The sequence below is a fragment of the Bradyrhizobium sp. CB1015 genome, from assembly GCF_025200925.1.
GTDB lineage: Bacteria > Pseudomonadota > Alphaproteobacteria > Rhizobiales > Xanthobacteraceae > Bradyrhizobium.
In genome coordinates, this window is sequence record NZ_CP104174.1 from 1,821,348 (window position 1) to 1,845,825 (window position 24,478).

Consider the following 24,478-nt stretch of genomic DNA (forward strand, 5'->3'; position numbering starts at 1 on the left):
TCTCCGCTCACCCCGCCGGCTGATTGCCGGGCTGGATTTTGGCCTGAGCGTCGAGCCGGCGCTGCAGCCGCCAGCTCCGGAAGCCCCAGGCCCGCCAGGCCACGTCCTGCTGATGACTTTCTACAAGCCGATCGCGACGTCCCGCAAGACAGGAGTCACTACCGCGAAGCGCGATGATCTTGTCGATCGCAGGCAGCGCCTGCGGTCCGAGCGTGAGGAGGTAGTTGGCATCGACCGTCACGCCGTTCCCTCCCATTTCGCTGCTGTGCATCAGATTGTAGTCGGCAATGAATGCATCGAAGTTCACCAGCGAGGCACTATAGAGCACGATCGTTAACGCGATCAGGTTCGCGCCGACGAGCCAGCGGTTGGACCGGTTAAGCGCGATGCGGGCCACGATCAGGATCAGCCCGAGAGCCACCAGCCCCATCCAAATGAAGGCCGCGATCCGCCAGTAGGTCAGCATGTAGATGCCGACGTAAAGATCGAGCCGCAGGATGGAGGAGGCGACCAGCAGCACGTTCTGCCCGACCCAGACATAGACCAGCGGCCGGATCACTTTCGATTTCTCCGCCGGCCCGCCCGGACGCATTGCCACCAGCACGAAGGCAGCGGCGAGCAGGGCGGTTAAGATCAGCGGATAGGCGCCGCGATGGGCGTAGGTCGCATAAGTCATGTTGTCGGGCAGCGCCACGTGGCCCCAGAGATAGATGCCGTCGAGAATGGACTGTGCCGCGAACAGCAGGTTGAACAGGATCAGCGAGCGCAGGATGGTGGAGGGGCCGAGAAACTCCGCCGAGACCACGGGCGGTAGCGGCGGTGGCACAGGGCCATCGGCCACGGCGGTGGTGACGATCGTCTTCGTCCGCCAGCGCACATGAATGAACGGCCAGACCAGAGCCAGCATCAAGGCCCAGAACAGAACGCGCCACGTATTGACATATTCGAAGATGACCTTGGGATTGAGCAGCGACACCCATTGCTCGATCACCGGATTGGCCGCGGCGAACAATGCGACGAAGACGATGCCGAGCGCCGCAGGCATCAGCCAGAGCGCGACGCCGCGGGTGAACGCCGACATGTTGAACACCTGGGGCGCGTCGAGGAAGAACCTGAAGGGACCGAGCAGGAGGAAATTGCGCAGCGCGCGGGCGCGGTCGGTGAGCTCGGTCGTATCCGGATTGGTCGCAAGCAACAGCGCAATCGTCAGCGTCGCGACGAGGATCAGGAACGACAGCGTGTTGAGCTCCTCCACGGCCGGAACAACACCGAGCGTGAGGATCGCGCCGCCGATCGCCGCACGACGCAAGTTCAGGGCCGCATGATTGAACAGCATCGACACGCAGGCCGTCGCGATCGCAAACAGCGTCAGCGACAGTCCAATCCGTTGGCCGTAGAACAGCCAGTCGGCGAGCGCGGCCAGCAGCAGCGCCGTTGCAAGCTTGGCCGACAGCGCAGAAGGCCTGATCGGTTGGATGTCCGTCGTTGAAGCCAGGCTCGTCATGTCCAGAGAGTCTCCGTGAATGGTGGCATCACGAACCCTGAACGACGCTTGCGCAGAAGCCGCGGCCATCGTCTGCACGGTTTCAGGAGTCTTTTGCAGTTTTCGTGCAGGCGCGATCTTGGCTCTCGCGCCGCGCGAAGTGCTTTGATAGGTGCGAAGCATTGATCGCTCTTCGCAGGTGACTCATCATGCAATTGCCTAGTCGCATCGGTCTCATCATGCTCTGGCTTGCCGCGCCGCTCGTTGCGTTTGCGGCTGCGAACAAGAACGATCCCTATCTGCTCGTGTTGCGCGGCGCCGGAAACATCGCCCTTGTCGTCGCAAGCATCGCAATCGTCGCTCTTTTGCTGCGCAGAGGTCGCTGGCGCACCATCGCCGACAAGGCACTGGTCGTGCTCTGGTGCCTGCCGCCTGTCTTGATGTCCGCCGCGCATCTGAAGTTCGAGCTGCGCAAGCACGACGTTCTTGCCGCCAAAGCCGCCGAGGCGCGGCAGCTCGGGCCTCATTTCATGGTCGGCTATTCCTCATTTCCCGAAGTTGCGCGTCTTGCCGAGCAGGGCCTGATCGGCGGCGTCTATGTCACCCGGCACAATATCCGCGGCCGCACCATTGAGACGCTGCGGGCCGAGATCGCGGCGCTGCAGGATCTCAGGCGCGCAGCCGGCCTGCCGCCGCTGATCGTCGCCGCCGATCAGGAAGGCGGCATCGTCGGGCATCTTGCGCCGCCGCTGACGAAAGTGCCGGCGCTGGCCACGCTGACGGGGCTTGCCCCCGACGATCAGGAGGCCAAGGCCGAAGAGTTCGGCCGCATTCACGGCCGCGAGCTCGCCCAAGTCGGCGTCAACCTCAATCTCGCGCCGGTGCTCGACCTCAAGCCGCCGCAGCGGCGCAACCGTCTCGATTTCCACACGCTGATCGGGCAGCGCGCGATAGCGACCGATCCCGCCGTCGTCAGCATCATCGCGAGCGCCTATGTGCGCGGGCTGGAAGAGACGGGCGTCGGCGCCACGCTCAAGCATTTTCCCGGCATCGGCCGCGTGCGCACCGACACGCATCATTTCAGCGCCAATCTCGACACGCCGGTGAAGGAGCTGGAGGCAACCGACTGGCTCCCGTTCCGCGAGGTGCTGTCGCATTCGCGCAGCGCCCTCATGGTCGGTCACGTCACGCTCAGCGCGGTCGATCCCGATCGCGCCGCCTCGCATTCCAAGCGCGTCGTCGATGGAATCATTCGCGGGAAGTGGGGTTACCAGGGCGTGGTGATGACCGACGACCTCGTCATGGGGGCGATCTACCAGAACGACGTCTGCAAGACCGTGGTCGAGGCGATCAATGCCGGCGTCGATCTGTTGCTGGTCGCCTATGACGGCGCGCAGTTCTACCGTGTCTTTGCCTGCGCCCTGGAAGGATCGCGACAGGGCAGGCTCGATGCGGCGATGCTGCGTGCGAGCACGGCGCGCCTGGAGCGTCTCGTCATGCCCGGGCTTGTCCCGGGCATCCACGTTCTTGGTGCAGAGAGGCAAGGCGTGCATGGCCGGGACAAGCCCGGCCATGACGATGAGAACATTTCGAGCTCTCGGCCCGCCAGGCTATGATTTCGCGAACTGGCGGTAGTCCGGTTCGCGGTGAAACCAGAATTCGTAGCCGGAGACGCCCTTTTGCATGGCAACGTCGTGGATCGGCTGGTTGAGCGGAACGACGGGAACGTCGCGCATGCAGAGCGCGATGAAATCCTTCACGGTCCTGTCGTACTCCGCGGCATCGGTGGTGAAGCGCGCCTTGTCGATCAGGGCGTCCATCTCCTTGTTCTTGTACGAGGAGATGTTGAAGATCGAGTTGTTGCCGTGGAAATTCCAGTAGAAGTAATATTCGGGATAATCGAGCCAGCCGCTGAAGCGGTTGAGCGCGAGCGGCAGCTCCTTCTTGTTCAGCGTCGTGCGCCAGTTCGCGCCGGGAATTTTCTCGATTGAAGCCTTGAGGCCGATCTTGGCGAGATTCTCCTGGATCAGGATCGCGGTCGGCTCGCCGACGGTGGCGGTGCCGGTGTCGAGCGACAGCGTCGTCTCCAGGCCGGATTCGAAGCCTGCTTCCTTCAGCAGAGCCTTGGCCTTGTCGAGATCGGTGACGTAAGGAAACGGCTGCGGCCAGACCGGCTTCGAGACGTCGGCGGCGCCGCCATACATGGGAACGGCGCGGCCGAAGAAGGCGCTGGTCTGGATCTGCTCGTAGGGCATGGCCCAGGCGATCGCCTGGCGCAGCTTGACATTGTCGAACGGCGGCTTGGCGGTGTTCAGCGCGACGTACCACAACGCGTTCGGGATCGGCACGCCCGAGACCTTGACCTTGCCCTCCTTGATGATCTGCTCGAAATCGCGCGGCGCAAAGCCGCTGGAAATATCCGCATCGCCCCGCTCCAGCATGGCACGGCGGGTGCCGGCGGAAGGAACGTCGCGTGCGATCACGCGCTTCACCTTCGGCAGCGGCCCGCTTTTCCAGTCGTCGAAGCGCGTCAGCACGGTCTCGCTGCCCGGCTTCCAGCTCTCGATCTTGTAGGCGCCGCCGCCGGCCTCGTTGTTCTTCAGCCACGCCAGCGCCCACGGATCTTCCGGTGTCGCGTTCTTCCTGGCGAGCTCGGAATTGATGATGAAGGGCACGACGACGGCGACGTTGAACAGCAGCATCTTGTCCTTGCGGACATAGTCGATGCGGAAAGTGTGGTCGTCGACCACCACGAACTGCTCCGGCTTCTCCAGCGATCCCGCCGACATCTGGAAGGTCGGAAAGCCGCCGACCTTCACGGCGCGATCGAACGACCATTTGACGTCCTTGGCGGTCACCGGCGTGCCGTCGTGGAATTTGGCGTCCTTCCGCAGGCGGAAGGTGCAGGACATGCCGTCAGGCGCGACTTCCCAGCTCTCGGCCAGCTCGGGCGCGAGCTTCTCGCGGTCATACGACAACGTGCCGTCCGGCAACGTCTTGGAGGCGTAGGTGAGCAGGCGGTCGTAGCAATTCCAGGACAGGCCGTTCACGGTCTGGTTGGAGCCGACGCCCTGCATGTCCAGCGAGTTCGGCCCGAGCTCCTGCACCACCAGCAGCGTCTCGCTGCGCCCCTGCGCCCAGGCGAGGCGTGGAGCAAATGCTGCCATACCGGCGACACCAAGGCCGCCGAGCATGACAGTGCGGCGGCTCAAATCGAGGGGTGAAACGCTCAAAGGTGCCTCCTGTCCGGAATTGTCCGGCATCGAGAGGCAAGGTGTATGCCACAGCCAGAACGCGCCAAGCCGCCCCGCGAATGCGAGGCGGCTTGGGTTCGATCGGATATGCGTTGCGCGTCGGCGCGGTCTATTCCGCCTGCTCCAGCGCGGCGGGCATCTTCGCCACCGACATCAGCGATCGCGCGACCTGGTTGAGCAGGAGATCGGCATTTTCTTCCTCGGCGAGGGATTTGGACAGCAGGGCGACGATGGCGCTGTGGCGGAGTTGCTGCGCCAAGTTGCGTGCTGTGGTATAGCCGGCCATCTCGTAATGCTCGACGCGTTGCGCCGCAGAGATCAGCGCGAGGTCGGCGGCGGCGTCCTCCTTCTCGTCGCCTTCCTTCATGACCTCCTGGCCTTCCTCGATCAGGCCCATCATGCCCTTGCAAGGCTTGGCACGAGCGTTCTCGCCGAGCAGCTCGAAGCATTCGTTGATGCGCTCGACCTGATTTTCGGTCTCGGCCAGATGCTGCTCGAACAGTTCCCGCAACTGGTCGAAGCGGGCGGCCTGCGCCATCTTGGGAAGCGCCTTGGTCAGCTGCTTCTCGGCATGGAGAATATCACGCAGCTCATGGAGCAGCAGATCGGTCAGGCCGGCCTCGTCGACAGGCGGTGAGCTCTCCGCGACGATCGGGGTGGCAGCGCCCGGATCGGCGGATTGCAGCGCAGGCGATTCCGTGAACACCCAGTCCTCGCCCTCGTTCCAGGGGCCGCGGGTATCGATTTCGCCGTGGTCGCCGCTGCCGGTGGAATCGTTGAAGTACTGGTTCACGAGACCGGGCGTCGGGGCAATGCGGCCGACACTGAAGGCCGGCTTCGACAGGCTCTCGAGCGCGCGCGCGAACGCCTTCATATGCGTGATCTCGCGCGTCATCAGGAATTGCAGCGCGTCCTTGCTGCCGGCATCGTCGCAGAAATTGATCAGCCGTTCGTAGACGATCTTGGCACGCGCCTCGGCGGCGATGTTGCTGCGGAGATCGACGTCGAGCTCGCCGGTGATCTTGAGATAGTCGGCGGTCCAGGGATTGCCTTGCGAGTTGAACAGATTGACGCCGCCTCCGCCGGCAATCGCAATCAGCGGATCGGCCTCCGCCGCCTGCCGGTCGTTCCGCGAGGGCGCAAGATGCATCCGGGCGAGGCAACCGACGACTTCGAGATGGCTGAGCTCTTCGGTGCCGATATCCATCAAGAGGTCCTTGCGGTCGGGATCCTCGCAATTCAGCCCTTGAATCGAATATTGCATCGCAGCCGCAAGTTCGCCGTTGGCGCCGCCGAACTGCTCGAGGAGCATATTGCCGAAGCGCGGATCGGGTTCGTCGACGCGCACGGTGAACATCAGCTTCTTGACGTGGTGATACATGGGGGGACTCGCGTGCTGGAGGGAAACTACGCGACAACGAGGCCTCCAGTCGTTCGTTCCTAAGTCTCTCCGAGATTGAGGTTGTCGTTGCCAGGACGTCTGCGAAGAAGTGCGATGGCTTACGGCGTCACCGCGCTGCGTGCGACGGCGCGCGGAGCCGTCAGTTCCTTCCAGGTCGAATTTGCCACATGCACCGGCGAGAAGGCGGGACGTTCGACGTAGCGGCCATCGCCGGCCTCGGCGCGCAGATCGCCATCCTTCCAGGCGATACGGCCGCGCGACAGCGTAGCGGCCGCACCGCCGGTGCAGGCAAAACCCTCGAACACGTTGTAATCGATCCGGCTCATCTGCCGCTTGGCACTGATGGTCTTGCTCGCCTTGGGATCCCACACCACGATGTCGGCATCCGAGCCTACCGCGATCGCGCCCTTGCGCGGATAGATGTTGAGAATGCGCGCAATGTTCGCCGAGGTCACGGCGACGAATTCCTCTTTCGTCAGCCGCCCCGTGGCGACACCCGCGGTCCAGAGCAGCGCCAGGCGATCTTCGAGGCCGCCGGTGCCGTTCGGGATCTTCCTGAAATCGCCGCGCCCGAACCGCTTCTGCTCGGTCGTGAAAGCGCAATGGTCGGTCGCAACCACCTGGAGCGAGCCGGCTTGCAGGCCGGCCCAGAGGCTGTCCTGATGCGACTTGTCGCGGAACGGCGGCGACATCACGCGCTGTGCGGAATGGTCCCAGTCCTTGTTCTGGTATTCGCCGGAATCGAGCAGCAAATGCTGAATCAGCGGCTCGCCATACACCCGCTTTCCGCTAGCCCGCGCGCGAGCGATGGCCTCATGCGCCTCGCGGCAGCTGGTGTGCACGATATAGACCGGCGTGCCGGTCATATCGGCGATCATGATGGCGCGGTTGGTGGCTTCGCCCTCGACCTCCGGCGGCCGTGAATAGGCGTGCCCTTCCGGGCCGGTGACGCCGCGCGCGATCAGCGCGTCCTGCATCAAGGCGACGACGTCGCCATTCTCCGCATGGACGACAGGCATGGCGCCGAGATGGGCGCAGCGCGCGAACGAGTTGTAGAGCTCGTCGTCGTTCACCATCAGCGCGCCCTTGTAGGCCATGAAATGCTTGAAGGTGTTGATGCCGTAGGTTTTGACCACGATCTCCATCTCGTCATGGATCTGCTTCGACCACGACGTCACCGCCATGTGGAAGCCGTAGTCGCTGGCCGCCTTCTCGGATTTGTGCCGCCACTCCTGATAGGCGGCCAGCATCGACTGGCCGGGATCGGGCAGGCAGAAATCCACCACCATGGTAGTGCCGCCGCTCAGCGCTGCCTTGGTTCCGGATTCGAAATCGTCGGCGGTGACGGTGCCCATGAACGGCATTTCGAGATGGGTGTGCGGATCGATCCCGCCCGGGATGATGTAGGCGCCGCCGGCATCGATGATCTCACTACCTGTAGGCGCATCGAGCGATGCTCCGATCGCGACGATGGTCTCGCCGTCGATCAGCACGTCCGCGCGGCGCGAATGATCGTGATTGAGGACGGTGCCGCCGCGGATGAGGAGGGGCATGAGGGACTCCAAAAGGTGAGGGACGGCTCGAAGGCTAAGCGCGCTATTGGCGATGCGACAGGTGAAATTTTAGTCAGCCGCCGCCGCTCCTTTTCACATCGCGCGCGATCAGTCCGTCGATCATCGCGCGCACGAGCCCCGCGATCTCCTTGCGCAGCGCCGGCAACGGCACGGCCACCAGCTTCTGCTCCAGCCCGAGCGCCACCATGCCATGCACGGCCGAGAACAGGCTGCGCGCGGTGATGCCGAGTTCCTCCGGGCTGCGCCCAGGAAACAGCGCGGCCAGCGGCTGGTAGATATGACGAAACAGCTGCATCTGGTCGTGCACCGACCAATCCGGCACCAGTTTGTCGGCCGCCATGCGGTGCTCGAACAGCGCGCGCCAGAGCTGGAGGTTTTCGGCGGCGAAATCGCAATAGGCGAGCGCGATGCGGACCAGGGATTCCGGTGGCGATGGCTCGCCCGCACTCCTCGCGAGAGTCAGCGCCTCGTCGAGCCGGAGCAGCGTGCGCGAGCCGACCCGCAGGATCAGCTCGTCGACGTCAGCGACGAGATTGTAGACCGCGCCATTGGCGCAGCCGATCTCGCGGGCCAAATCGCGGGTCTTCAGACCTGCCAACCCCCGCTCGGCGATCATCTGTTCGGCCGCCTCGATCAGGGCGGCACGTAATTTCTCTCGCCGTGCCAATGGTTTAGTCATTCTTAACCAAGTTCGTGAGCGTCGCTCAAATTAATATTGAACGATGTTCAAGATTTCTGCTACAAAGTATCCGTGAGCAACGCTCATAGACAGGGAGCAACCAATGTTCAAGACCGTCGTGACCCTCTTCCGCGGCAGCGTCGCCGCTGCGGGCGAGGAACTGGAAGACCGCACCGCCCTTCTGATCCTGGACCAGCAGATGCGCGATGCAGCCGCAGCCGTCGAGCGCAGCAAGCGCACGCTGGCGCTGGCGATCGCGCAGGACCAGCAGGAAGGCCGCAAGCTCGACGCCACGAATGCGCGCATCGCCGATCTCGAGACCCGTGCCGTTGCGGCGCTGGATGGCGGCCGCGAGGACCTCGCCAAGGAGGCCGCCGAAGCCATTGCGGCCCTGGAGGCCGATCGCGATGCGGCGATGACGGCGCGCGCGCTGTTCGCCACCGAGATCGCCCGGCTGAAGCGCCACGTCACCAACGCGCAGGCCCGCATCACCGAGCTCGATCGCGGTCGCCGTATCGCCCGCGCCTCGGACGCGGTGCGCTCGCTTCGCCGCAGCGGGATCGAGGCCGCGCGCCCCTATGAATCGACATTGCCGGAGGCGGAGGGGACCTTGAAGCGTCTGCGCGAGCGGCAGATGGAGGCTCAGGCGGCCGATGAAGCCCTGGTCGAGCTCGACGCGGCCACCGGTCCGCTCGCCACCGCCGAAAGACTCGCCGAGCAGGGCTTCGGCCCGCGGCTCAAGACGACTGCAGACGACGTGCTGGCGCGGTTGAAGTCCAGGCGCATGCCGGCGGCCTGATCTCGAGTCTGAACCCGAACGCAATCATCATTCGAATCAACAGGAGACCATCATGAACCAGAACGGCCAGCCCCACAGCGGCGCCTGGGTGAGCTTCACCTACGCGTCCTTCGCAGCTTCCGCCTTCCTCGTCGCCATCGGCATCTTCTTCCTGCCGATCGACCTCTGGATGAAGGGTTATCTCACCATGGGCATTGTGATGATGATCCAGACCTGCGTCACCCTGACCAAGACCGTGCGCGACAATCATGAGAGCAGCCGTCTCGTCAACCGCATCGAGGATGCCAAGGCCGAGCGGCTGCTGATGGAGGTCTCCAAGGCGGCTTGAGGCGAACGGCCGCAGCGCGCCATCTGGGGCGGCGGGTGCTCCGGCGGCAGCAAGGGCGCATTGTGCTTCGCGTGCAGGTGCGATATGGCTCTCGCGCTTTCCAGAGGCGGAGACGAGCTTTGTCGAAACAATCCCTGCGCGAGGAGGCCGAGCGCCTGATCCGCGAATCGATGGAAAAGAAGACCATCGTGGTCAAGCAGGGCACCACCCGCATCGAGGCGGTTTGCGGCAAGTGCGGAGCGCCGAACCGGGTGCAGGCGGAGAAGGGCCAGACCCGCGTCAAGTTCGCCTGCAAGAACTGCGGGCATAAGCAAGAGACGTTGTAGGCGTCTTCGCCTCAACCGGATCGCCCCCGGCGATGCACAGCATCGTCCGGCGCGATCCGGGTAGAGGCCCTACGGCATGGCCTTCACATCACCTGATGCACGTCGATCACGACGCGATCCGCATGGCGCGCCGCTGACGCCACGAAGATGTGCTCCATCAGCCAGCGGTATTTCTCGTGCCCGGTCTCGAACTTCGGCACGGTGCGGAAATAGATCAGCTTCGGATCGACCGGCTCGCCGCGCTTGAGCTTTTGCAACAGCTCGACCGGGCCGAAGCGCATACCTTTGTTCTCGACGTAGACGGTCGCACCGTCGTCGGTCTCGAAGGCGTATTTCGCTTCTAGATCGATCAGCTCGTTGGGCCGGATGGTCTGGAAGTCGGCGCCGAACGGGAGCACCTTTCCGCTGACCGCGCCGGTCACCTCGCCGCCGATGATCGGAATGATGCGGCGAACGCCGATCCCGGTCTCGCCCGCGGTCACGACGTCGCCGATCCGCGCGGTGATGGTGAAGACGTATTTGGTTTCGAGGGCAGGGGTGGTCATCGCTTCACCTCTTAATTGACTATGACGAACGATACCGCGTCTCACCCTCCCCTGGAGGGGGAGGGTTGGCGCGAAGCGCCGGGGTGGGGTGATCTCTCCGCTCGGGCAGTATTCAATGTGGAGAGACCGTCACCCCACCCCGCTCGCGCTATGCGCGATCGACCCTCCCCCTCCAGGGGAGGGTAAGTAACGGTCTTCGCTAAGCTAATGCGCCATCATGCGCGTCGGCAGCCAGGTTGCCAGCAGCGGGAAGGCGATCAGGATCACCAGCCGCACCAGGTCCGTCGCCACGAACGGGATCACGCCCTTGAAGATCGTCGAGAACGAGACGTCCTTCACCACGCTCTTGATGACGAAGACGTTCATGCCGACTGGCGGATGGATCAGGCCGAGCTCGACGGTCATGACGATGATGACGCCGAACCAGATCGGGTCGAAGCCGAGATGCATGATCACGGGAAAGATGATCGGCACGGTCAGGATGATCATCGCCATGGCGTCCATCAGGCAGCCGAGCACGAGATACATCACCATGATCAGGGCCAGCACGCCGTAGGGACCGAGGCCGAGCCCGGTGAGGAATTCCGTCACCTTCTGCGGCGTCTGCGTCACCGTGAGGAAATAGCCGAAGATCAGCGCGCCGATCAGCACGGTGAACACCGCAGCTGCGGTGCGCGTGGCCTGCAGCAGCGAGGCCAGCACCTTCTCGCGGTCAAGCCGGCCGGTCAGCACGCCGATGATGAAGGCACCCGTCGCGCCGACGCCGCCGGCCTCGGTCGGCGTGAAGCGCGGCAGGAAGGGCAGGCCGTAGAGGCCGCCGATGACGAAGATGAAGAGCAGCACCGGTGCCCAGATCTCCTTCAACCCGGCAAAGCGCTCGCGCCACGGCGTCACCTTGCCCTTGGGCAGGAAGTCGGGGCGGAAATAGCCGATCAGGAAGATCGTGATCATGTACATGGTCATCGCGAGCAGGCCCGGGATGATGCCGGCGATGAACAGCTTGCCGATATCCTGCTCGGTGATGATGCCGTAGACCGCGAGCACGGTGGAGGGCGGCAGCATCGCGCCCAGTGTGCCGCCGGCCGCAATGACGCCCGTGGCAAAGGACTGCGGGTAGCCGAAGCGCCGCATCTCGGGATAGGCGACGGCGGAGAAGGTCGCGGCGGTCGCGACCGAGGAACCGCAGATCGCCGCAAAGCCGCCGCAGGCCCCGACCGTGGCGATGCCGAGCCCGCCGCGCAGATGGCCGACGAAGCCGTTGGCGGCGCGGAACAGCTCCCGGCTCATGCCGGAATGGGAGACGAACGAGCCCATCAGCAGGAACATCGGAATAACACCGAACGTGTAGTCGGTGACCGTGCGCATCGAGGTCTGGCCGACCAGCTTCAGCGCTGCTGTCCCGTTGACGAGATAGGCGAAGCCGGACACGCCGACGAGGCCCATGGCCATGCCGACCGGCACGCGCAGCAGCATCAGGACGAAGAGGGAAATGAAGCCGATTACGGCGACGGCATCGGTGCTCATGGTTACTCCGTCGCCTTGATCTTGGGGTCGTGCATCTCTTCGGGATGGAAGATCAGCCGATAGGTGCGGATCGCGATCAGCAGCACGGCGCAGACGTCGCCGATCCAGGCGACCGCGAAGAACGGCCAGGTCGGCATGTGCAGATCGAAGGTCTGGACGTTGTCGTTGTAGGTGCCGCGCACCTTGTCGAACAGCGTCCAGGTCTGCACGGTGACGACGAACAGCAGCACCAGCGTCGCGAACACGTCGATCCAGCGCTGATAGCGCGGTTCGACATTGCCCCAGACCAGGTCGACCGTGATGTGGGTGCCGCGATAGGAGGTTGCGGCGATGCCCCAGAAAATGAGGATGCCGAGCAGCATGCGGCCGATGTCGAAGGAATCAGGGATCGAATAGTTAAGCGTGTTGCGCAGGAGCACCGACAGGAAGATGTCGAGTGCGACGATGCCGACAAAGCCGGCCGCGATCCATTCGATCGAGTCGATCACGCGATCCATCCAGGAGCGCCTTGCGGGGTGTGTACCGTCGTGTGCTGTCATTGCTTGATCTCGCTCCAGCGGCGGCTCTTCGCCTCTCCCCGCGCGCGGGGAGAGGCCGCATCGCACGCGGGTGAGGGGGACTCTCCGCGAGTCCGTCTCTTACCGTCTTTGCGGAAGCAGCCCCTCACCCCAACCCTCTTCCCGTAAGAACGGAGAGAGGGGGAGAGAGAGAGCCCGCCATCGCCTCATTCCGCCAGCGCGTTGTACTTCTTCAGCGAGGCCTTGAGCTCCGCGAGCGCGGCGTCGGGATCCGCGCCGGCCTTCTTGGCACCGTCGCCCCAGGTCTTGACCAGCGGCTCGGCGGCCTTCTTCCAGGCCGCGATCTGCTCGGGCGTCAGCTTGTAGACCTCATGGCTGGACTCCGCCTTCACCTTGGCGATGCCGGCGTCCTCGAACTTGCCCCAGTGCTCGCCGACCGCGCCCGCCGTCTCGACCGTGCAGTTCTTGTCGATCGCGGCTTTCTGCTTGTCGGACATGGCATTGTACTTGTCCTTGTTGATCACGAACACGAAGGTCGTGGTGTAGAGCGGCGCCTCCATGTCGTACTTGGTCACCTTGTCGATGCCGAACAGCACCAGGGAGCCCCAGGGGAAGGTGACGCCGTCGGCGACGCCGCGCTCGATGATGTCGCGCACTTCCGGCGCCGAGGACTGCACGTTGGTGCCGCCGAGCGAAGTGACGAAATTCGCCATGGTGGCGTGAGCGGGGCGAATCTTCAGGCCCTTCACGTCCTCGGGGTTGACGATCTTCTTGGTGCGGGAATGGAACGAGGAGGGCGAGTGGACGAAGGCGAGGCAGTATTTGACGTCCTTCATCTCCTTCTCGGCATATTTGCGATACCAGGCGTCGAGCCCCATCGAGCCGCCCTTGGCGTCCGAGATCAGGAACGGCAATTCCCCGGCGCCGATGATCGGGAAGCGGCCGGGCTGGTAGCCGGGATTGACATAGGTGACGTCGGCAATGCCGTCGCGCGCCATGTCGTAATGGTCGAACGCCTTGCCGAGCTGTTGGGCCGGAAACACCTTGCCGGTGATGGTGCCGCCGGAATCCTTGTTCACCGCGGCCACCCAGTCTTCCAGCGATTTTTGCAGCGGATGCGAGGCCGGCACCCAGTGCGAGACCTTCAGGTCAAAAGTTTTGTCCTGCGCGAGCGCAGGGCTCACGCTTGCTGCCAGCAGCAACGCCAGACAGGCTTTCCTCATCACGCGTCTCTCCCTTTTGCGACGGCGGGCTTCATTGGCCCGGTCTCGTTAATTAACATGTTATCTAATTGGCCGGCGCGTTCAAGCCGGAACTGAGCGCTCCGTGTCGCGCCTTCTACGTCAGCCATGTTGCATGGATTTGTCGCTGCTCGGGCGACGACCGCTCTCCCCTTTGCGCAAACGTTATATGGTATAATTATCGCCTGCGAGCCTTGGCTACAAGCAGGCTGTTGGCGAGGCGACGGCGAAGCTCGTTTCAAACACCTGCACAAATTCCGTTTAAAGCTTTGTAGGTGATGCATTCGTCGCGTCATTCGCTTCCAATGTCGTCAAAGCAATGAAGCGAGATTGCCATGACCCTCACCGACATCCCCGCCGGCTACGAGCCGCATTTCCGCAAAGCGCCCCTGACCGATCCCTGGGAGCCGCTCTATTCGAAGAAGACCGACAAGGGCGTCACCGTCGGACTCCGCCTGGCGACGCCGCACACCAACGCCCGCGGGCTGATCCACGGCGGGCTGATCGTGGCGCTCGCTGACGCCGCGATGGGCTACAGCTGCGCCCAGGCGACGGGCTGGACGACGTCGTTCGTCACCATCTCGCTGTCGGTCGACTATGTCGGCGCCGCCGAGATCGGCCAATGGCTCACGGTCGAGGGCGAGGCGATCAAGACCGGGAACACGATCTGCTTCGCGCAGTGCCTGGTGAAGGCGGACGACGCCGTGATCGCGCGGGCCAGCGGCACCTTTCGGGTGGTGCCGAAGAAATAGCTCTCTACCCAAATCTCCACTCCGCCGTCTCCACCACGAGATCGATGAACGCGCGCACCTTGGCCGAGAGCAGACGCGAGGTCGGGTAGACGATGTGGATCGGCAGCGCCGGCTGCTCGTATTTCGCCAGCACGATCTTGAGGCGTCCGCGCTTCAGGCCCTCGGCGGCCTGATAGGCCAGCACCCGCGTCACGCCGCCGCCGGCCTCGGCATATTGTAGGGCGGCGTCGGCGCTGTTGCTGATCAAGCGAGGGGACAGCGGCAGCTCGATATCGCGGCCGTCGCGCAGGAAGCGCCATTCGGACCAGGGGCCGAACTGGATGGTCTGGTGTATGGCGAGCGCTTCCGGGGTCTTCGGCTCGCCATGGCGCTTGAGATAGGCGGGCGCGGCCACCACGATCCGCCGCATCGCGCCGACCTGGCGTGCGACAAGCGAGGAATCGGCGAGATGGCCGATCCGCACCGCGGCATCGACGGCGTCTTCAACGAGGTTGACGAGATGATCCGACAGCCGGAGCTCGGCCGTGACCTCGGGATAACGCTTGAGATAGGCGGTCATGATCGGCCCGACATGCAGCCGGCCGAAGCCGACCGGCGCTGATACGACGAGACGACCGCTCGGCCGGTTGCGCTCCTCCCGCGCCGAGCCGTCGGCCTCCTCGACATCGGCGAGGATGCGCCGCGCGCGCTCCAGATAGCGCGTGCCGACGTCGGTCAGCGTCACTTGCCGCGTGGTTCGCTGCAGCAGCCGCGCGCCGAGATGCTCCTCCAGCGCCGCGATCAGCCGCGTCACCGCCGACGGCGACAGCCGCAGTTTGCGCGCGGCCGGCGCAAAGCCGCGCAGATCGGCGACCGTGACGAAGACATGCATGGCTTCCAGGCGGTCCATGGACATTATTGCATATATTGCAATGATGAAGTGTCAAGGTGCTCAATTGTTTTAGACGCCGAAAGGTCCAGATTTGACACGGAAGACGCAGCAATGCGCCGGAATTTCAGGAGATGTTCCGATGACGGCAGTCCATACCTATGCCAGCGACGTGGCGTTCTCGCCGGCAGTGAAGGCGATCCAGGCGCGCAAGGGCTCGCGCGAGGCCTATGCGCGTAGCGAGCAGCGCGGCTGGCGCACCGAGGTCGACGACAATCTCGCCGCGTTCCTGGCTGACGCCAACAGCTTCTACTTCGCCACGGCTTCAGCCGACGGCCAGCCTTATATCCAGCACCGCGGCGGGCCCAAGGGCTTTCTCAAGATGCTGGACAAGCAGACGCTCGCCTTCGCCGACTATGCCGGCAACCAGCAGTTCATCACCCAGGGCAATCTCTCGGAGAATCCCAAGGCCTACATCTTCGTGATGGACTACGCCCACCGCCGCCGTGTGAAGATCTGGGGCGAGGCACGCGTGGTCGAGGACGACGAAGCCCTGACCACGTCGCTGATGCCGAAAGACTACCGCGCCCGACCCGAGCAGGTGATCCTGTTCAAGATCGCAGCCTGGGACACCAACTGCCCGCAGCACATCCCGCAGAAGTTCGATGCAGCCGATGTCGCGGCCGCGCTCGCGGCGAGGGATGCGAGGATCGCAGAGCTGGAAGCGGAGGTTGCGGCGCTGAAGGGGGCGAAGGGGGTTGGCGATTAGTTTGGAGCAAGCGCCGCGTGCTCGGTGCACCCTCTCCCCTTGTGGGAGAGGGTGGCTTCGATGTGAAGCATCGAAGCCGGGTGAGGGGTTCTATCCTCACGAACGGCCTCACGCGCCGAGAGAACCCCTCATCCGGCGCTTCGCGCCACCTTCTCCCACAAGGGGAGAAGGGAAGAGGAGCCAGCCGCAAATCAAATAGCGCTCGCGCCTTCGTGCTGGAAGCCGAGATAGCTCGCCGCGACGCGCTCGTTGGCTGCGATGTCGCTGGCCTTGCCGCTGAGCACGAACTCGCCGAGCTCCATGACATAGGCATGGTCCGCGATCTTCAGCGCGGCCTGCGCGTTCTGCTCGACCAGCAGCACGGAGACGCCGGCGGCGCGGAGCTCGGTGACGATGCGGAAGATGTCGGCGACGATGATCGGGGCAAGGCCCAGGCTCGGCTCGTCCAGCATCAAGAGCTTCGGCTCGCCCATCAGCGCGCGGCCCATCGCGAGCATCTGCTGCTCGCCGCCGGAGAGCGTGCCGGCGAGCTGCTTGCGCCGCTCCTTGAGCCGTGGAAACAGCGCATAGACGCGCTCGATCGAGGCTTTTGCCTTGCTGCGCTCGATCCGGAACGCGCCGAGCTCGAGATTGTCCTCGACATTCATGGTCACGAACAATTCGCGGTGCTCGGGAACGAGACCGAGGCCCATGGCGACGCGGTCCTCGATGTCGAGCCGGGCGAGATCCTGCCCGGCAAAGGCGACGCGGCCCTTCAGCGGCAGGATGCCCATGACGGCCGAAAGCAGCGTGGTCTTGCCGGCACCGTTGGCGCCGACGATGGTGACGATCTCGTTGGTGCCGACCTCGAGCGAGACCGAACGCACCGCCTCGACCTTGCCATAGGCGACATGCGCGTCGGTGACGGACAACAGCGTGCTCATGCCGCCACTCCGAGATAGGCCTTGATCACTTCGGGATTGGTCTTGATCGTCGCCGGCGTGCCTTCCGCGATCTTGGTGCCGAAATCGAGCACCACGATGCGGTTGGCGAGGTTCATCACGAAGCCCATGTCGTGCTCGACCAGCAGCACGCTCATGCCGCCGTCGCGCAGCTCGCGGAGCAGCGCGGCGAGCCGCTGCTTCTCCATGTGGCGCAGGCCCGCGGCCGGCTCGTCGAGCAGCAGCAGCATCGGATCGACGCAGAGCGCGCGGGCGATCTCGACGATGCGCTGCTGGCCGAGCGAGAGCGAGCCTGCCAGCTGGTGCATCTGCTCGGTGAGGCCGACGCGCTCGATCTGACGCGCGGCCTCGGCGAGCAGCTTGGCTTCATCAGCGCGGTCGAGCCGCAGCATCGAGGAAACGGGTCCGGAATGGCCGCGCAAATGTGCGCCGATCGCCACGTTCTCCAGCACGGTCATGTCGGGGACGAGCTTGACGTGCTGGAAGGTCCTGCTGATGCCGAGCTTGACGATCTCCTGCGGCGGCGCGTTGTCGACCTTCCTGCCGAGCACGGAGATCGAGCCCGAGGTCGCCGACAGCACGCCGGTGATCAGGTTGAAGGTCGTGCTCTTGCCGGCGCCGTTCGGGCCGATCAGCGCGACGATCTCGCGGGCCTGGACGTCGAAGGAGACGTTGTTCACCGCGACCACGCCGCCGAACTGTTTGCGCGCCTTATCGACCTGAAGCAGGACACCGGCCTCGGTGGGCGCGCGGGCACGGTGCTCCAGCTTCAGCGAGGTGTCGGGCTTCTTGCCATCGGTACGCTCTGGGAAGAACGACATCAGCCAGGGCCAGAGGCCGCCGGGCGCAAGCTGCAGCAGCGCCACCAGCATGATGCCGAACACGATGGTCTCGACCTGGCCGGAGCCTGGCAGGATCAGCGGCAGATAGCTCTGCAGCACCTCTTTCAGGATCACGACGATTGCCGCGCCCAGGACGCCGCCCCAGACATAGCCGGCGCCGCCGACCACCGCGATGAAGAGATATTCGATGCCCATATGCGCACCGAACGGCGTCGGGTTCACCGCGCGCTGGAGATGGGCGTAGAGCCACCCGGACAGGCCGGCGAGCACTGCGGCATGGATGAAAACCAGGAGCTTTGCGCGCGGCGTGTGGACGCCGAACGCCTCGGCCGCGACATGGCCGCGCCTGAGCGCGCGGATGGCGCGGCCGGTGCGGGAGTCCAAGAGGTTCATCGTCAGCAGGGCCGAGAGGATCACGGCGACCCAGATCGCGTAATAGATCGAGCCGGGCGAGAGCATCTTGAACGCGCCGATCGACAGCGGCGGGATCGCCGAGATGCCGTCGTTGCGGCCCAGAAACTCAAGCTTGCTGAACAGGTAGAACAGCCCGAGCCCCCAAGCGAGCGTGCCGAGCGGCAGATAATGCCCCGAGAGGCGCACGGTGATCAGCCCGAGCAGCACCGCGAGCGAGCCGCTGACCAGGAGCGACAGCGGCAGCGTCAGCCAGGGCGACAGGCCGTAGGCCGTCGACAGCACCGCGGTGGTATAGGCGCCGAAGCCGACGAAGGCGGCTTGGCCGAACGAGGTGAGGCCGCCGACGCCGGTCAGCAGCACGAGGCCCATCGCGACCAGGGCCGCAAGGCCGATATTGTCGAGCAGCACGATCCAGAACGGGGGCACGCCCGGGATGAACGGGATCGCGGCCATAACAATCGCGAAAACGAGGATGGGAAGCCGGCTCTGCATGCGCGTCAGTCCTTCTCTTCCTCGACGGCGGGCGCGGCGAGCGAGCGCAGCAGCAGCACGGGGATCAGCAGCATGAAGACGATCACCTCCTTGTAATTGGAGGCATAGAAGGACGAGAACGCCTCGACGATGCCGACCACCAGCGCCGCGACGGCGGTGAGGGGATAGCTGACGAGGCCGCCGATGATCGCGGCGACGAAGCCCTTCAGCCCGATGAGGAAGCCGGAGTCATAGTACAGAGTTGTGATCGGCACGATCAAGATGCCGGAGAGCGCGCCGATCACGGAGGCCAGCAGGAAAGCGATCTGGCCCGACAGCGTGGTGCGGATGCCCGCAAGCCGCGCGCCGAGCCGGTTCACCGCGGTCGCGCGCAGCGCCTTGCCATAGAGCGTCAGGCCGAAGAACAGCCAGAGCCCGACGATGAAGGCGATGGTGATGGCGTAGACGGTGATGCTCTGGCCGGTGAAGCGCAGGGCGCCGGCGGTGAAGGCGCCGGACAGCACGGCAGGCCCGCGCTGGCCTTCGGCGCCGAAGAACAGCAGGCCGAGGCCCTGCAGCGCGAGGTGGACGCCGACCGAGGCAATCAGCAGCACCAGCACCGAGGTGTGCGCCAGCGGCTGGAAGGCGATGCGGTAGAGATAGAGGCCGATCATCGCCACGATCACCAGCGACAGCGCGATGCAGACCGCGACCGGCGGCTTCTGCGCGGCGAAGGACAGGGTCAGCGCCAGCACGATCGCGGGCAACACGACGTTGGCGATGAAGCTGCGGACGACCAGCCGCCCATGCAGCGCCTTGCGCGCCTCGAACAGGTCGAAGGCGAAGGCGCCGATGCCGAGCGCCAGCGCCAGCTTTGCCGTGCCCGGCATCTGGCCGGCGGCCAGCGAGGCATAGGTCAGCGCGCCATAGGTGACGAATTCGCCCTGGGGAATGAGGATGACGCGGGTGACGGCGAACACCAGCACCAGCGCCAGGCCGAGCAGCGCATAGATCGCGCCATTGGTGATGCCGTCCTGCACCAGGAACAGCATGATGGTGGTATTCAAGACCGGACGCTCCCCCTAATCCGGACCGGTCCCCTCGATTGCGGTGGACGGTCCGCTCACAGCCATTGAAAAACGCATGCGATATTTGGTATGGTCTATAACGATTATCGAATATAACTTCAAGGGTGGGGAACGACCCGTCCCGAATTTAGCGGGATTGCGAGCACGAGGCGATGACCGTTTCCAAAACCGCTGAAAAGTCCTCCGAAAAGCCGGCCGACGCGGCCAAGGGCCGCAAGGACGCAAGCGAGCCGCAGGCGGAGGCCCTCCAGCTCGGCGAGCTTTCCGAGCAGCTCGGCTATGTCCTGAAACGTGCGCAGCTCAAGGTGTTCGAGAATTTCTTGCGCTGCATGGCCTCGCTCCAGCTGACGCCGGCGCAATTCTCGGTGCTGCTGCTGGTCGAGAAAAACCCCGGCCGTAACCAGACCGAGATCGCCTCCACGCTCGGCATCCTCAGGCCGAACTTCGTGGCCATGCTCGACAATCTGGAGAGCCGCGACCTTTGCGCGCGGATCCGCTCCACCAACGACCGCCGCTCGCACATCCTGGTCTTGACCGACAAGGGCAAGGCCGTGCTGGCCCGCGCCAAGAAGCTCGTCGCCACCAAGCACGAGGCCCGGCTGAACGATCTGCTCGGCCAGGCCAACCGCGAAGCCCTGATCGGAATGCTCGCGAAGATCGCCAGCGAGTTTTGACTCTTACCCTCCCCTGGAGGGGTCCGGGACGAGCGTAGCTCGCCCGTGGGTCGCTACGCATGAGCGAAGCGAAATGCGTAGCGGGGTGGGGTGACAGTCTCTCGGCATTGAGTAGTGCCAGAGTGGAGAGATCACCCCACCCCGCTCGCGCTGCGCGCGATCGACCCTCCCCCTCCAGGGGAGGGCTATCGCATTTGAGAGCTTTTCCCTGCAGCCATCCTTCGAGACGCCCGCTTTGGGCGGGCTCCTCAGGATGAGGGCGGAGTGCGCGGCAGCAGTTTCAACGAACACTGACGCTGATTAGCCTCATCCTGAGGAGGCGCATAAGCGCCGTCTCGAAGGACGAGGCGTGCGCGCAGGCCGCCGCCACGAGTGATATGCGATAGCCCTGCCCTCCAGGGGAGGGTAAGCGCCTCAATCCACCAAAATCACGCGGATGTCGTTCACGTTGGTCAGCGTCGGGCCGGGCTGTAGCAGATCGCCCGTGGCCTCGAAGAACGCGGTCGCGTCGTTGTTGTCGAGAGAGGCCTGCGGCGAGCCCCAGCGTCTTCATCCTCGCGAAGGTCGCGGCATCGATCAGAGCGCCACACGCGTTCGGGGGGCGTACTCGGAGGACGTTGCGCGGAATGATGCATTGCATCTAGAAGATGATGCTTGAAACATCACTTTGCGCGCCCTAAGCTTGGTAAATCAAGCACTGTAACTGCCACGGACGTTGTGCCCCGTGATCACCGCCGCGCAGCTTCGAGCCGCCCGTGCCTTGCTCAGGATCGACCAGCGCGAACTCGCGCAGCGCTGTTCGCTGTCGCTGCCGACGATCCAGCGCATGGAGGCCTCCGAAGGGGTGATCCGCGGCAATGTCGATTCCCTGGTGAAGCTGGTCGAGGCGCTGTCGGTTGCCGGCATCGAGCTGATCGCCGAGGGGGCGGTGTCGAGCGCCGGGGGGCGCGGTGTTCGGCTGAAGTCTCCACCCCCGAGCGCAGGCGGCCAATAGTGATGACGCGCGCGCAAATCATGATCCAGGAGCGGCTATGATCGCTGTGGCGCTATGGTCAGTGGCGGCTCTGCTGGCGCTGGCGCCTGCGGGAGTCGTGCTGTCGACGCGCCCGCGCGGCTCGATCATCCTCTACGGCGGATGCCTGATCGCCACATCGACGCTATGTGTCACGGCGCTGTCGGATCTGCTCTTTTTCCCTCATCTGACGCCGAGCGCGACACTGCCGATCGGCCTGCCCTGGCTCGGTGCCCATTTCCGGCTCGATGCGCTGTCGGCCTTCTTCCTCGTCGTCGTCAATCTCGGCGGCGCCGCTGCGAGCCTGTTCGCGCTCGGCTACTTCAGGCACGAGGACTCCCCCGGCCGCGTGCTGCCGTTCTATCCTGCCTATCTCGCGGGGATGAACGTCGTCGTGCTGGCAAACGATGCCTTCAGCTTCCTGGTCGCCTGGGAATTCATGTCGCTGACCTCCTGGGCGATGGTGGTCTCGCATCACCGGGAGGCCGAGAACATCCGCGCTGGCTATGTCTATCTCTTGATGGCAAGTTTCGGCACGCTGGCGCTGCTGCTCGCCTTCGGCCTGCTCGCGAGCGGCGCCGGCTACGATTTCGATGCGATCCGAGCCTCGCATCCTTCCGCTGCGCTGAGCGGCGTGGTGGTGATCCTCATGCTGCTGGGCGCCGGCTCCAAGGCTGGCCTGGTGCCGCTGCACGCTTGGCTGCCGCTCGCCCATCCCGCCGCACCCAGCCACGTCTCCGGCCTCATGAGCGGCGTCATGACCAAGGTCGCCGTCTACGGCTTCGTGCGCATCGTCTTTGATCTTCTGCCCGAACCGGTGTGGTGGTGGAGCATGGTGGTGCTGCTGGTCGGCGGTCCGTCGGCGACCCTGGGCGTGCTCTACGCGCTGATGCAGCGCGATATCAAGCGCGTGCTCGCTTATTCAACGATAGAGAATATCGGCATCATCTTCACCGGCCTCGGGTTGGCGCTGGCTTTCAAGGCGGAAGGACTCGACTGGGTGGCGGCGCTCGCTTTCACCGCGGCGATGCTGCATGTCTTCAACCATGCGCTGTTCAAGAGCCTGTTGTTCTTCGGCGCCGGCGCGGTGCTGGGAGCAACCGGTGAGCGCGACATGGAGAAGCTCGGCGGGCTGATCCATCGCATGCCGAGGACGGCGTTCGCGGTGCTGGTCGGCTGCGTCGCGATCTCGGCATTGCCGCCATTCAACGGCTTCGTTTCGGAATGGCTGACCTTCCAGGCGATCCTGCTCTCACCGCAGCTGCCCTCATGGGGCCTCAAGCTGGTCATTCCGGCGGTCGGCGGTTTGCTGGCGCTCGCCGCCGCCTTTGCCGCGGCCTGCTTCGTCAAGCTCTATGGCATCAGCTTCCTCGGCCGGCCGCGTTCGGATGTCGCGGCGTCAGCACATGAGACCGACCGCTTCTCGCTGACCGCGATGTTCGTGCTTGCCGCCCTTTGCCTCGTTGCCGGCATCCTGCCCGGGTTGTTCATCGATGCGCTGGCGCCGGTGAGCAAGGCTATGGTCGGCAACATCATGCCGCATCAGGTCGGATTGCAGTGGCTCACCATCGTGCCGATCGCCGAAAGCCGCAGCTCCTATAACGGCCTTCTGGTGTTCCTGTTCGCGGCGCTCTGCGGCACGACGGCGGCGACAGCCATTCACCGTCTCGCCTCCGATCGCTTGCGCCGCGCACCGGCCTGGGATTGCGGCTATCCCGATCCGAACCCTTTGATCCAGTACTCGGCTTCGAGCTTCTCGCAGCCGATCCGCCGCGTGTTCGGCAGCGTCGTCTTTGCCGCACGCGAGATCGGCGAGATGCCGCCGCCGTCCTCGCCGGTTCCCGCGCGGCTCCAGGTCGAACTGCACGATCTGATCTGGGATGTGCTGTACGCGCCGATCGCGAAGGTCATCGGCTTTGCGACCGACCGCATCAATATCCTGCAGTTCCTCACCATCCGCCGCTATCTGACGCTCGTCTTCGTGGCGCTGGTGGTACTGTTGCTGGTGGTGGCACTATGAGCGCGCTGCGCGATATCCTCTCCCAGGGCGCCCAGATGTCGCTGGTGCTGGGGCTCACGCCGCTGCTGACGGGTTTCGTGCGCAAGGTGAAGGCGCGGCTGCTGCGCCGGCGCGGGCCGCCGCTGCTTCAGCCCTATCGCGACCTCATTCGCCTGATGCGCAAGGACGTCGTGCTCGCGGACAACGCATCCTGGCTGTTCCGTGTCATTCCCTATCTGATCTTCGCGGGCACCTGGGTCGCCGCCTCGCTGGTACCGACTTTCGGCAATGGCCTGTTGTTCTCCTGGACCGCCGATCTCATCGCCATCATTGCGCTGCTCGGCAGCGCCCGTTTCTTCCAGGCGCTTGCCGGCATGGACGTCGGCACCGCCTTCGGCGGCATCGGCTCCAGCCGCGAGGTCATGATCGCCTCCCTCGCCGAGCCCGCGATGCTGATCACGGTGTTCTCGGTTGCGATGATCGCCGGCTCGACGCAGCTCCCCAACGTGGCCGAGTTCATGGGCTCGGACGCGGTCGGTCTGCGTGTGTCCCTGGGCATGGCGTTCGTGGCACTGACCATCGTAGCGCTGGCGGAGAATGCCCGTATTCCCGTTGATAACCCCGCCACCCATCTCGAGCTCACCATGGTGCACGAGGCCATGGTGCTGGAATATTCGGGGCGGCATCTCGCGCTGATCGATCTGTCGTCGCAGCTCAAGCTCCTGCTCTATGTCTCGCTGATCGCCTGCGTGTTCCTGCCATGGGGCACGGCGACTGCCGACGCGGGCATTGCGAGGCTCGTCTTTGGCGCGCTGCTCTATTTCGGCAAGCTGGCGGTGCTTGGCTTTTTGCTCGCCGTGTTCGAGACGTCGATCGCCAAGATGCGCGTGTTCCGGATTCCGGAGTTCTTGGGCGCGGCGCTGATGCTGGCAATGCTTGCCACCCTGTTGCGCTTTGTGTCGGGGAGCCTCTAAG

At 64.5% G+C, this 24,478-nt stretch carries 23 protein-coding genes and 1 pseudogene; 10 read left to right on the top strand and 14 right to left on the bottom strand.

Translation table 11 applies throughout. From position 1 onward, the window contains the following. Nucleotides 1–7: 7 nt before the first annotated feature. Nucleotides 8–1,504: a DUF4153 domain-containing protein gene (locus N2604_RS08135; protein WP_260374239.1), complete on the bottom strand. Its 1,497-nt coding sequence runs from the start codon at nucleotides 1,502–1,504 to the stop codon at nucleotides 8–10. Nucleotides 1,505–1,692: 188 nt separating this feature from the next. On the opposite strand from N2604_RS08135, the gene N2604_RS08140 reads away from it, so the two are divergent. Next, nucleotides 1,693–3,099: a glycoside hydrolase family 3 N-terminal domain-containing protein gene (locus N2604_RS08140; RefSeq protein ID WP_260374240.1), complete on the top strand. Its 1,407-nt coding sequence runs from the start codon at nucleotides 1,693–1,695 to the stop codon at nucleotides 3,097–3,099. Here the strand turns inward: N2604_RS08140 and N2604_RS08145 are convergent. The 4 genes from N2604_RS08145 to N2604_RS08160 all read right to left on the bottom strand — a co-directional run bounded on the left by N2604_RS08145 (nucleotide 3,094) and on the right by N2604_RS08160 (nucleotide 8,392). Next, nucleotides 3,094–4,716 carry an ABC transporter substrate-binding protein gene (locus N2604_RS08145; protein WP_260374241.1) on the bottom strand — a complete coding sequence of 541 codons (1,623 nt, stop codon included), beginning with the start codon at nucleotides 4,714–4,716 and terminating at the stop codon, nucleotides 3,094–3,096. The genes N2604_RS08140 and N2604_RS08145 overlap by 6 nt on opposite strands. A gap of 130 nt (nucleotides 4,717–4,846) precedes the next feature. Then, nucleotides 4,847–6,118: a DUF892 family protein gene (locus N2604_RS08150; protein ID WP_260374242.1), complete on the bottom strand. Its 1,272-nt coding sequence runs from the start codon at nucleotides 6,116–6,118 to the stop codon at nucleotides 4,847–4,849. A gap of 119 nt (nucleotides 6,119–6,237) precedes the next feature. Then, nucleotides 6,238–7,692 carry a dihydropyrimidinase gene (hydA, locus tag N2604_RS08155; RefSeq protein ID WP_260374243.1) on the bottom strand — a complete coding sequence of 485 codons (1,455 nt, stop codon included), beginning with the start codon at nucleotides 7,690–7,692 and terminating at the stop codon, nucleotides 6,238–6,240. A 73-nt stretch (nucleotides 7,693–7,765) separates the two neighbouring features. Further along, nucleotides 7,766–8,392 (bottom strand): TetR/AcrR family transcriptional regulator, encoded by a 627-nt coding sequence (locus N2604_RS08160; protein ID WP_260374244.1) that lies wholly within the window; start codon nucleotides 8,390–8,392, stop codon nucleotides 7,766–7,768. Nucleotides 8,393–8,495: 103 nt separating this feature from the next. Between N2604_RS08160 and N2604_RS08165 the strand changes: the two genes are divergently transcribed. The 3 genes from N2604_RS08165 to N2604_RS08175 all read left to right on the top strand — a co-directional run bounded on the left by N2604_RS08165 (nucleotide 8,496) and on the right by N2604_RS08175 (nucleotide 9,845). After that, nucleotides 8,496–9,191, top strand: a complete 696-nt coding sequence (locus N2604_RS08165) for a PspA/IM30 family protein (protein ID WP_260374245.1) — start codon at nucleotides 8,496–8,498, stop codon at nucleotides 9,189–9,191. 52 nt (nucleotides 9,192–9,243) lie between these two features. Next, nucleotides 9,244–9,519: a YiaA/YiaB family inner membrane protein gene (locus tag N2604_RS08170; RefSeq protein ID WP_035997898.1), complete on the top strand. Its 276-nt coding sequence runs from the start codon at nucleotides 9,244–9,246 to the stop codon at nucleotides 9,517–9,519. Nucleotides 9,520–9,638: 119 nt separating this feature from the next. Next, nucleotides 9,639–9,845: a hypothetical protein gene (locus N2604_RS08175; protein WP_025033895.1), complete on the top strand. Its 207-nt coding sequence runs from the start codon at nucleotides 9,639–9,641 to the stop codon at nucleotides 9,843–9,845. An 83-nt stretch (nucleotides 9,846–9,928) separates the two neighbouring features. Here N2604_RS08175 and N2604_RS08180 read toward each other — a convergent pair whose 3' ends face one another. From N2604_RS08180 to N2604_RS08195, 4 genes are all read right to left on the bottom strand, one after another. Further along, entirely contained in the window at nucleotides 9,929–10,390 is a 462-nt protein-coding gene (locus N2604_RS08180) for a DUF3237 domain-containing protein (RefSeq protein ID WP_260374246.1), read from the bottom strand. Between the two features lie 204 nt (nucleotides 10,391–10,594). Next, on the bottom strand, nucleotides 10,595–11,914 hold the full coding sequence (locus N2604_RS08185; RefSeq protein WP_260374247.1) for a TRAP transporter large permease: 1,320 nt from the start codon (nucleotides 11,912–11,914) through the stop codon (nucleotides 10,595–10,597). Nucleotides 11,915–11,916: 2 nt separating this feature from the next. After that, a complete protein-coding gene (locus N2604_RS08190; protein ID WP_260374248.1) occupies nucleotides 11,917–12,453 on the bottom strand; it encodes a TRAP transporter small permease in 537 nt (178 codons plus the stop codon). Nucleotides 12,454–12,638: 185 nt separating this feature from the next. Beyond that, complete coding sequence (locus N2604_RS08195; protein WP_260374249.1) at nucleotides 12,639–13,655, bottom strand: TRAP transporter substrate-binding protein; 1,017 nt, start codon at nucleotides 13,653–13,655, stop codon at nucleotides 12,639–12,641. Between the two features lie 353 nt (nucleotides 13,656–14,008). On the opposite strand from N2604_RS08195, the gene N2604_RS08200 reads away from it, so the two are divergent. After that, nucleotides 14,009–14,425 (top strand): PaaI family thioesterase, encoded by a 417-nt coding sequence (locus tag N2604_RS08200; RefSeq protein WP_260374250.1) that lies wholly within the window; start codon nucleotides 14,009–14,011, stop codon nucleotides 14,423–14,425. Nucleotides 14,426–14,429: 4 nt separating this feature from the next. On the opposite strand, the gene N2604_RS08205 is transcribed toward N2604_RS08200, so the two are convergent. Continuing rightward, the gene (locus tag N2604_RS08205; RefSeq protein ID WP_260374251.1) at nucleotides 14,430–15,314 is read right to left on the bottom strand and encodes a LysR family transcriptional regulator; all 885 of its coding nucleotides are present in this window, start codon (nucleotides 15,312–15,314) and stop codon (nucleotides 14,430–14,432) included. Between the two features lie 121 nt (nucleotides 15,315–15,435). Here N2604_RS08205 and N2604_RS08210 point away from each other — a divergent pair, with 121 nt between their 5' ends. Beyond that, complete coding sequence (locus tag N2604_RS08210) at nucleotides 15,436–16,062, top strand: pyridoxamine 5'-phosphate oxidase family protein (protein ID WP_260374252.1); 627 nt, start codon at nucleotides 15,436–15,438, stop codon at nucleotides 16,060–16,062. A 191-nt stretch (nucleotides 16,063–16,253) separates the two neighbouring features. Here the strand turns inward: N2604_RS08210 and N2604_RS08215 are convergent, their stop codons facing one another. From N2604_RS08215 to N2604_RS08225, 3 genes are read right to left on the bottom strand one after another with little or no spacing between them, the layout of a single operon-like run. After that, a complete protein-coding gene (locus N2604_RS08215; protein WP_260374255.1) occupies nucleotides 16,254–16,985 on the bottom strand; it encodes an ABC transporter ATP-binding protein in 732 nt (243 codons plus the stop codon). After that, nucleotides 16,982–18,751, bottom strand: coding sequence for an ABC transporter permease subunit (locus N2604_RS08220; protein WP_260374256.1), 1,770 nt, complete (start codon nucleotides 18,749–18,751; stop codon nucleotides 16,982–16,984). The genes N2604_RS08215 and N2604_RS08220 overlap by 4 nt, the downstream gene beginning before the upstream one ends. A 5-nt stretch (nucleotides 18,752–18,756) precedes the next feature. Further along, entirely contained in the window at nucleotides 18,757–19,797 is a 1,041-nt protein-coding gene (locus N2604_RS08225) for a branched-chain amino acid ABC transporter permease (protein ID WP_260374257.1), read from the bottom strand. 173 nt (nucleotides 19,798–19,970) lie between these two features. Here N2604_RS08225 and N2604_RS08230 point away from each other — a divergent pair, with 173 nt between their 5' ends. Continuing rightward, nucleotides 19,971–20,492 (top strand): MarR family winged helix-turn-helix transcriptional regulator, encoded by a 522-nt coding sequence (locus tag N2604_RS08230; protein WP_260374258.1) that lies wholly within the window; start codon nucleotides 19,971–19,973, stop codon nucleotides 20,490–20,492. A 414-nt stretch (nucleotides 20,493–20,906) separates the two neighbouring features. Here N2604_RS08230 and N2604_RS39400 read toward each other — a convergent pair. Then, nucleotides 20,907–21,093, bottom strand: a pseudogene (locus N2604_RS39400) (MOFRL family protein); the annotation flags it as partial. A gap of 123 nt (nucleotides 21,094–21,216) precedes the next feature. On the opposite strand from N2604_RS39400, the gene N2604_RS08240 reads away from it, so the two are divergent. From N2604_RS08240 to N2604_RS08250, 3 genes are read left to right on the top strand one after another with little or no spacing between them, the layout of a single operon-like run. Further along, nucleotides 21,217–21,486, top strand: coding sequence for a helix-turn-helix domain-containing protein (locus N2604_RS08240; protein WP_035711260.1), 270 nt, complete (start codon nucleotides 21,217–21,219; stop codon nucleotides 21,484–21,486). 37 nt (nucleotides 21,487–21,523) lie between these two features. Then, nucleotides 21,524–23,524, top strand: a complete 2,001-nt coding sequence (gene hyfB / locus N2604_RS08245) for a hydrogenase 4 subunit B (RefSeq protein ID WP_260374260.1) — start codon at nucleotides 21,524–21,526, stop codon at nucleotides 23,522–23,524. After that, complete coding sequence (locus N2604_RS08250) at nucleotides 23,521–24,477, top strand: respiratory chain complex I subunit 1 family protein (protein ID WP_260374261.1); 957 nt, start codon at nucleotides 23,521–23,523, stop codon at nucleotides 24,475–24,477. Before hyfB ends, N2604_RS08250 begins: the two co-directional genes overlap by 4 nt. Nucleotide 24,478: the final 1 nt, after the last annotated feature.

Bases quoted from the DNA above. Each gene is read 5' to 3' on its own strand.
- N2604_RS08135 (WP_260374239.1), bottom strand. From the start codon at position 1,504: ATGACGAGCCTGGCTTCAACGACGGACATCCAACCGATCAGGCCTTCT.
- N2604_RS08140 (WP_260374240.1), top strand. From the start codon at position 1,693: ATGCAATTGCCTAGTCGCATCGGTCTCATCATGCTCTGGCTTGCCGCG.
- N2604_RS08150 (WP_260374242.1), bottom strand. From the start codon at position 6,118: ATGTATCACCACGTCAAGAAGCTGATGTTCACCGTGCGCGTCGACGAA.
- hydA (WP_260374243.1), bottom strand. From the start codon at position 7,692: ATGCCCCTCCTCATCCGCGGCGGCACCGTCCTCAATCACGATCATTCG.
- N2604_RS08160 (WP_260374244.1), bottom strand. From the start codon at position 8,392: ATGACTAAACCATTGGCACGGCGAGAGAAATTACGTGCCGCCCTGATC.
- N2604_RS08165 (WP_260374245.1), top strand. From the start codon at position 8,496: ATGTTCAAGACCGTCGTGACCCTCTTCCGCGGCAGCGTCGCCGCTGCG.
- N2604_RS08170 (WP_035997898.1), top strand. From the start codon at position 9,244: ATGAACCAGAACGGCCAGCCCCACAGCGGCGCCTGGGTGAGCTTCACC.
- N2604_RS08180 (WP_260374246.1), bottom strand. From the start codon at position 10,390: ATGACCACCCCTGCCCTCGAAACCAAATACGTCTTCACCATCACCGCG.
- N2604_RS08185 (WP_260374247.1), bottom strand. From the start codon at position 11,914: ATGAGCACCGATGCCGTCGCCGTAATCGGCTTCATTTCCCTCTTCGTC.
- N2604_RS08190 (WP_260374248.1), bottom strand. From the start codon at position 12,453: ATGACAGCACACGACGGTACACACCCCGCAAGGCGCTCCTGGATGGAT.
- N2604_RS08195 (WP_260374249.1), bottom strand. From the start codon at position 13,655: ATGAGGAAAGCCTGTCTGGCGTTGCTGCTGGCAGCAAGCGTGAGCCCT.
- N2604_RS08200 (WP_260374250.1), top strand. From the start codon at position 14,009: ATGACCCTCACCGACATCCCCGCCGGCTACGAGCCGCATTTCCGCAAA.
- N2604_RS08205 (WP_260374251.1), bottom strand. From the start codon at position 15,314: ATGGACCGCCTGGAAGCCATGCATGTCTTCGTCACGGTCGCCGATCTG.
- N2604_RS08210 (WP_260374252.1), top strand. From the start codon at position 15,436: ATGACGGCAGTCCATACCTATGCCAGCGACGTGGCGTTCTCGCCGGCA.
- N2604_RS08215 (WP_260374255.1), bottom strand. From the start codon at position 16,985: ATGAGCACGCTGTTGTCCGTCACCGACGCGCATGTCGCCTATGGCAAG.
- N2604_RS08220 (WP_260374256.1), bottom strand. From the start codon at position 18,751: ATGCAGAGCCGGCTTCCCATCCTCGTTTTCGCGATTGTTATGGCCGCG.
- N2604_RS08230 (WP_260374258.1), top strand. From the start codon at position 19,971: ATGACCGTTTCCAAAACCGCTGAAAAGTCCTCCGAAAAGCCGGCCGAC.
- hyfB (WP_260374260.1), top strand. From the start codon at position 21,524: ATGATCGCTGTGGCGCTATGGTCAGTGGCGGCTCTGCTGGCGCTGGCG.
- N2604_RS08250 (WP_260374261.1), top strand. From the start codon at position 23,521: ATGAGCGCGCTGCGCGATATCCTCTCCCAGGGCGCCCAGATGTCGCTG.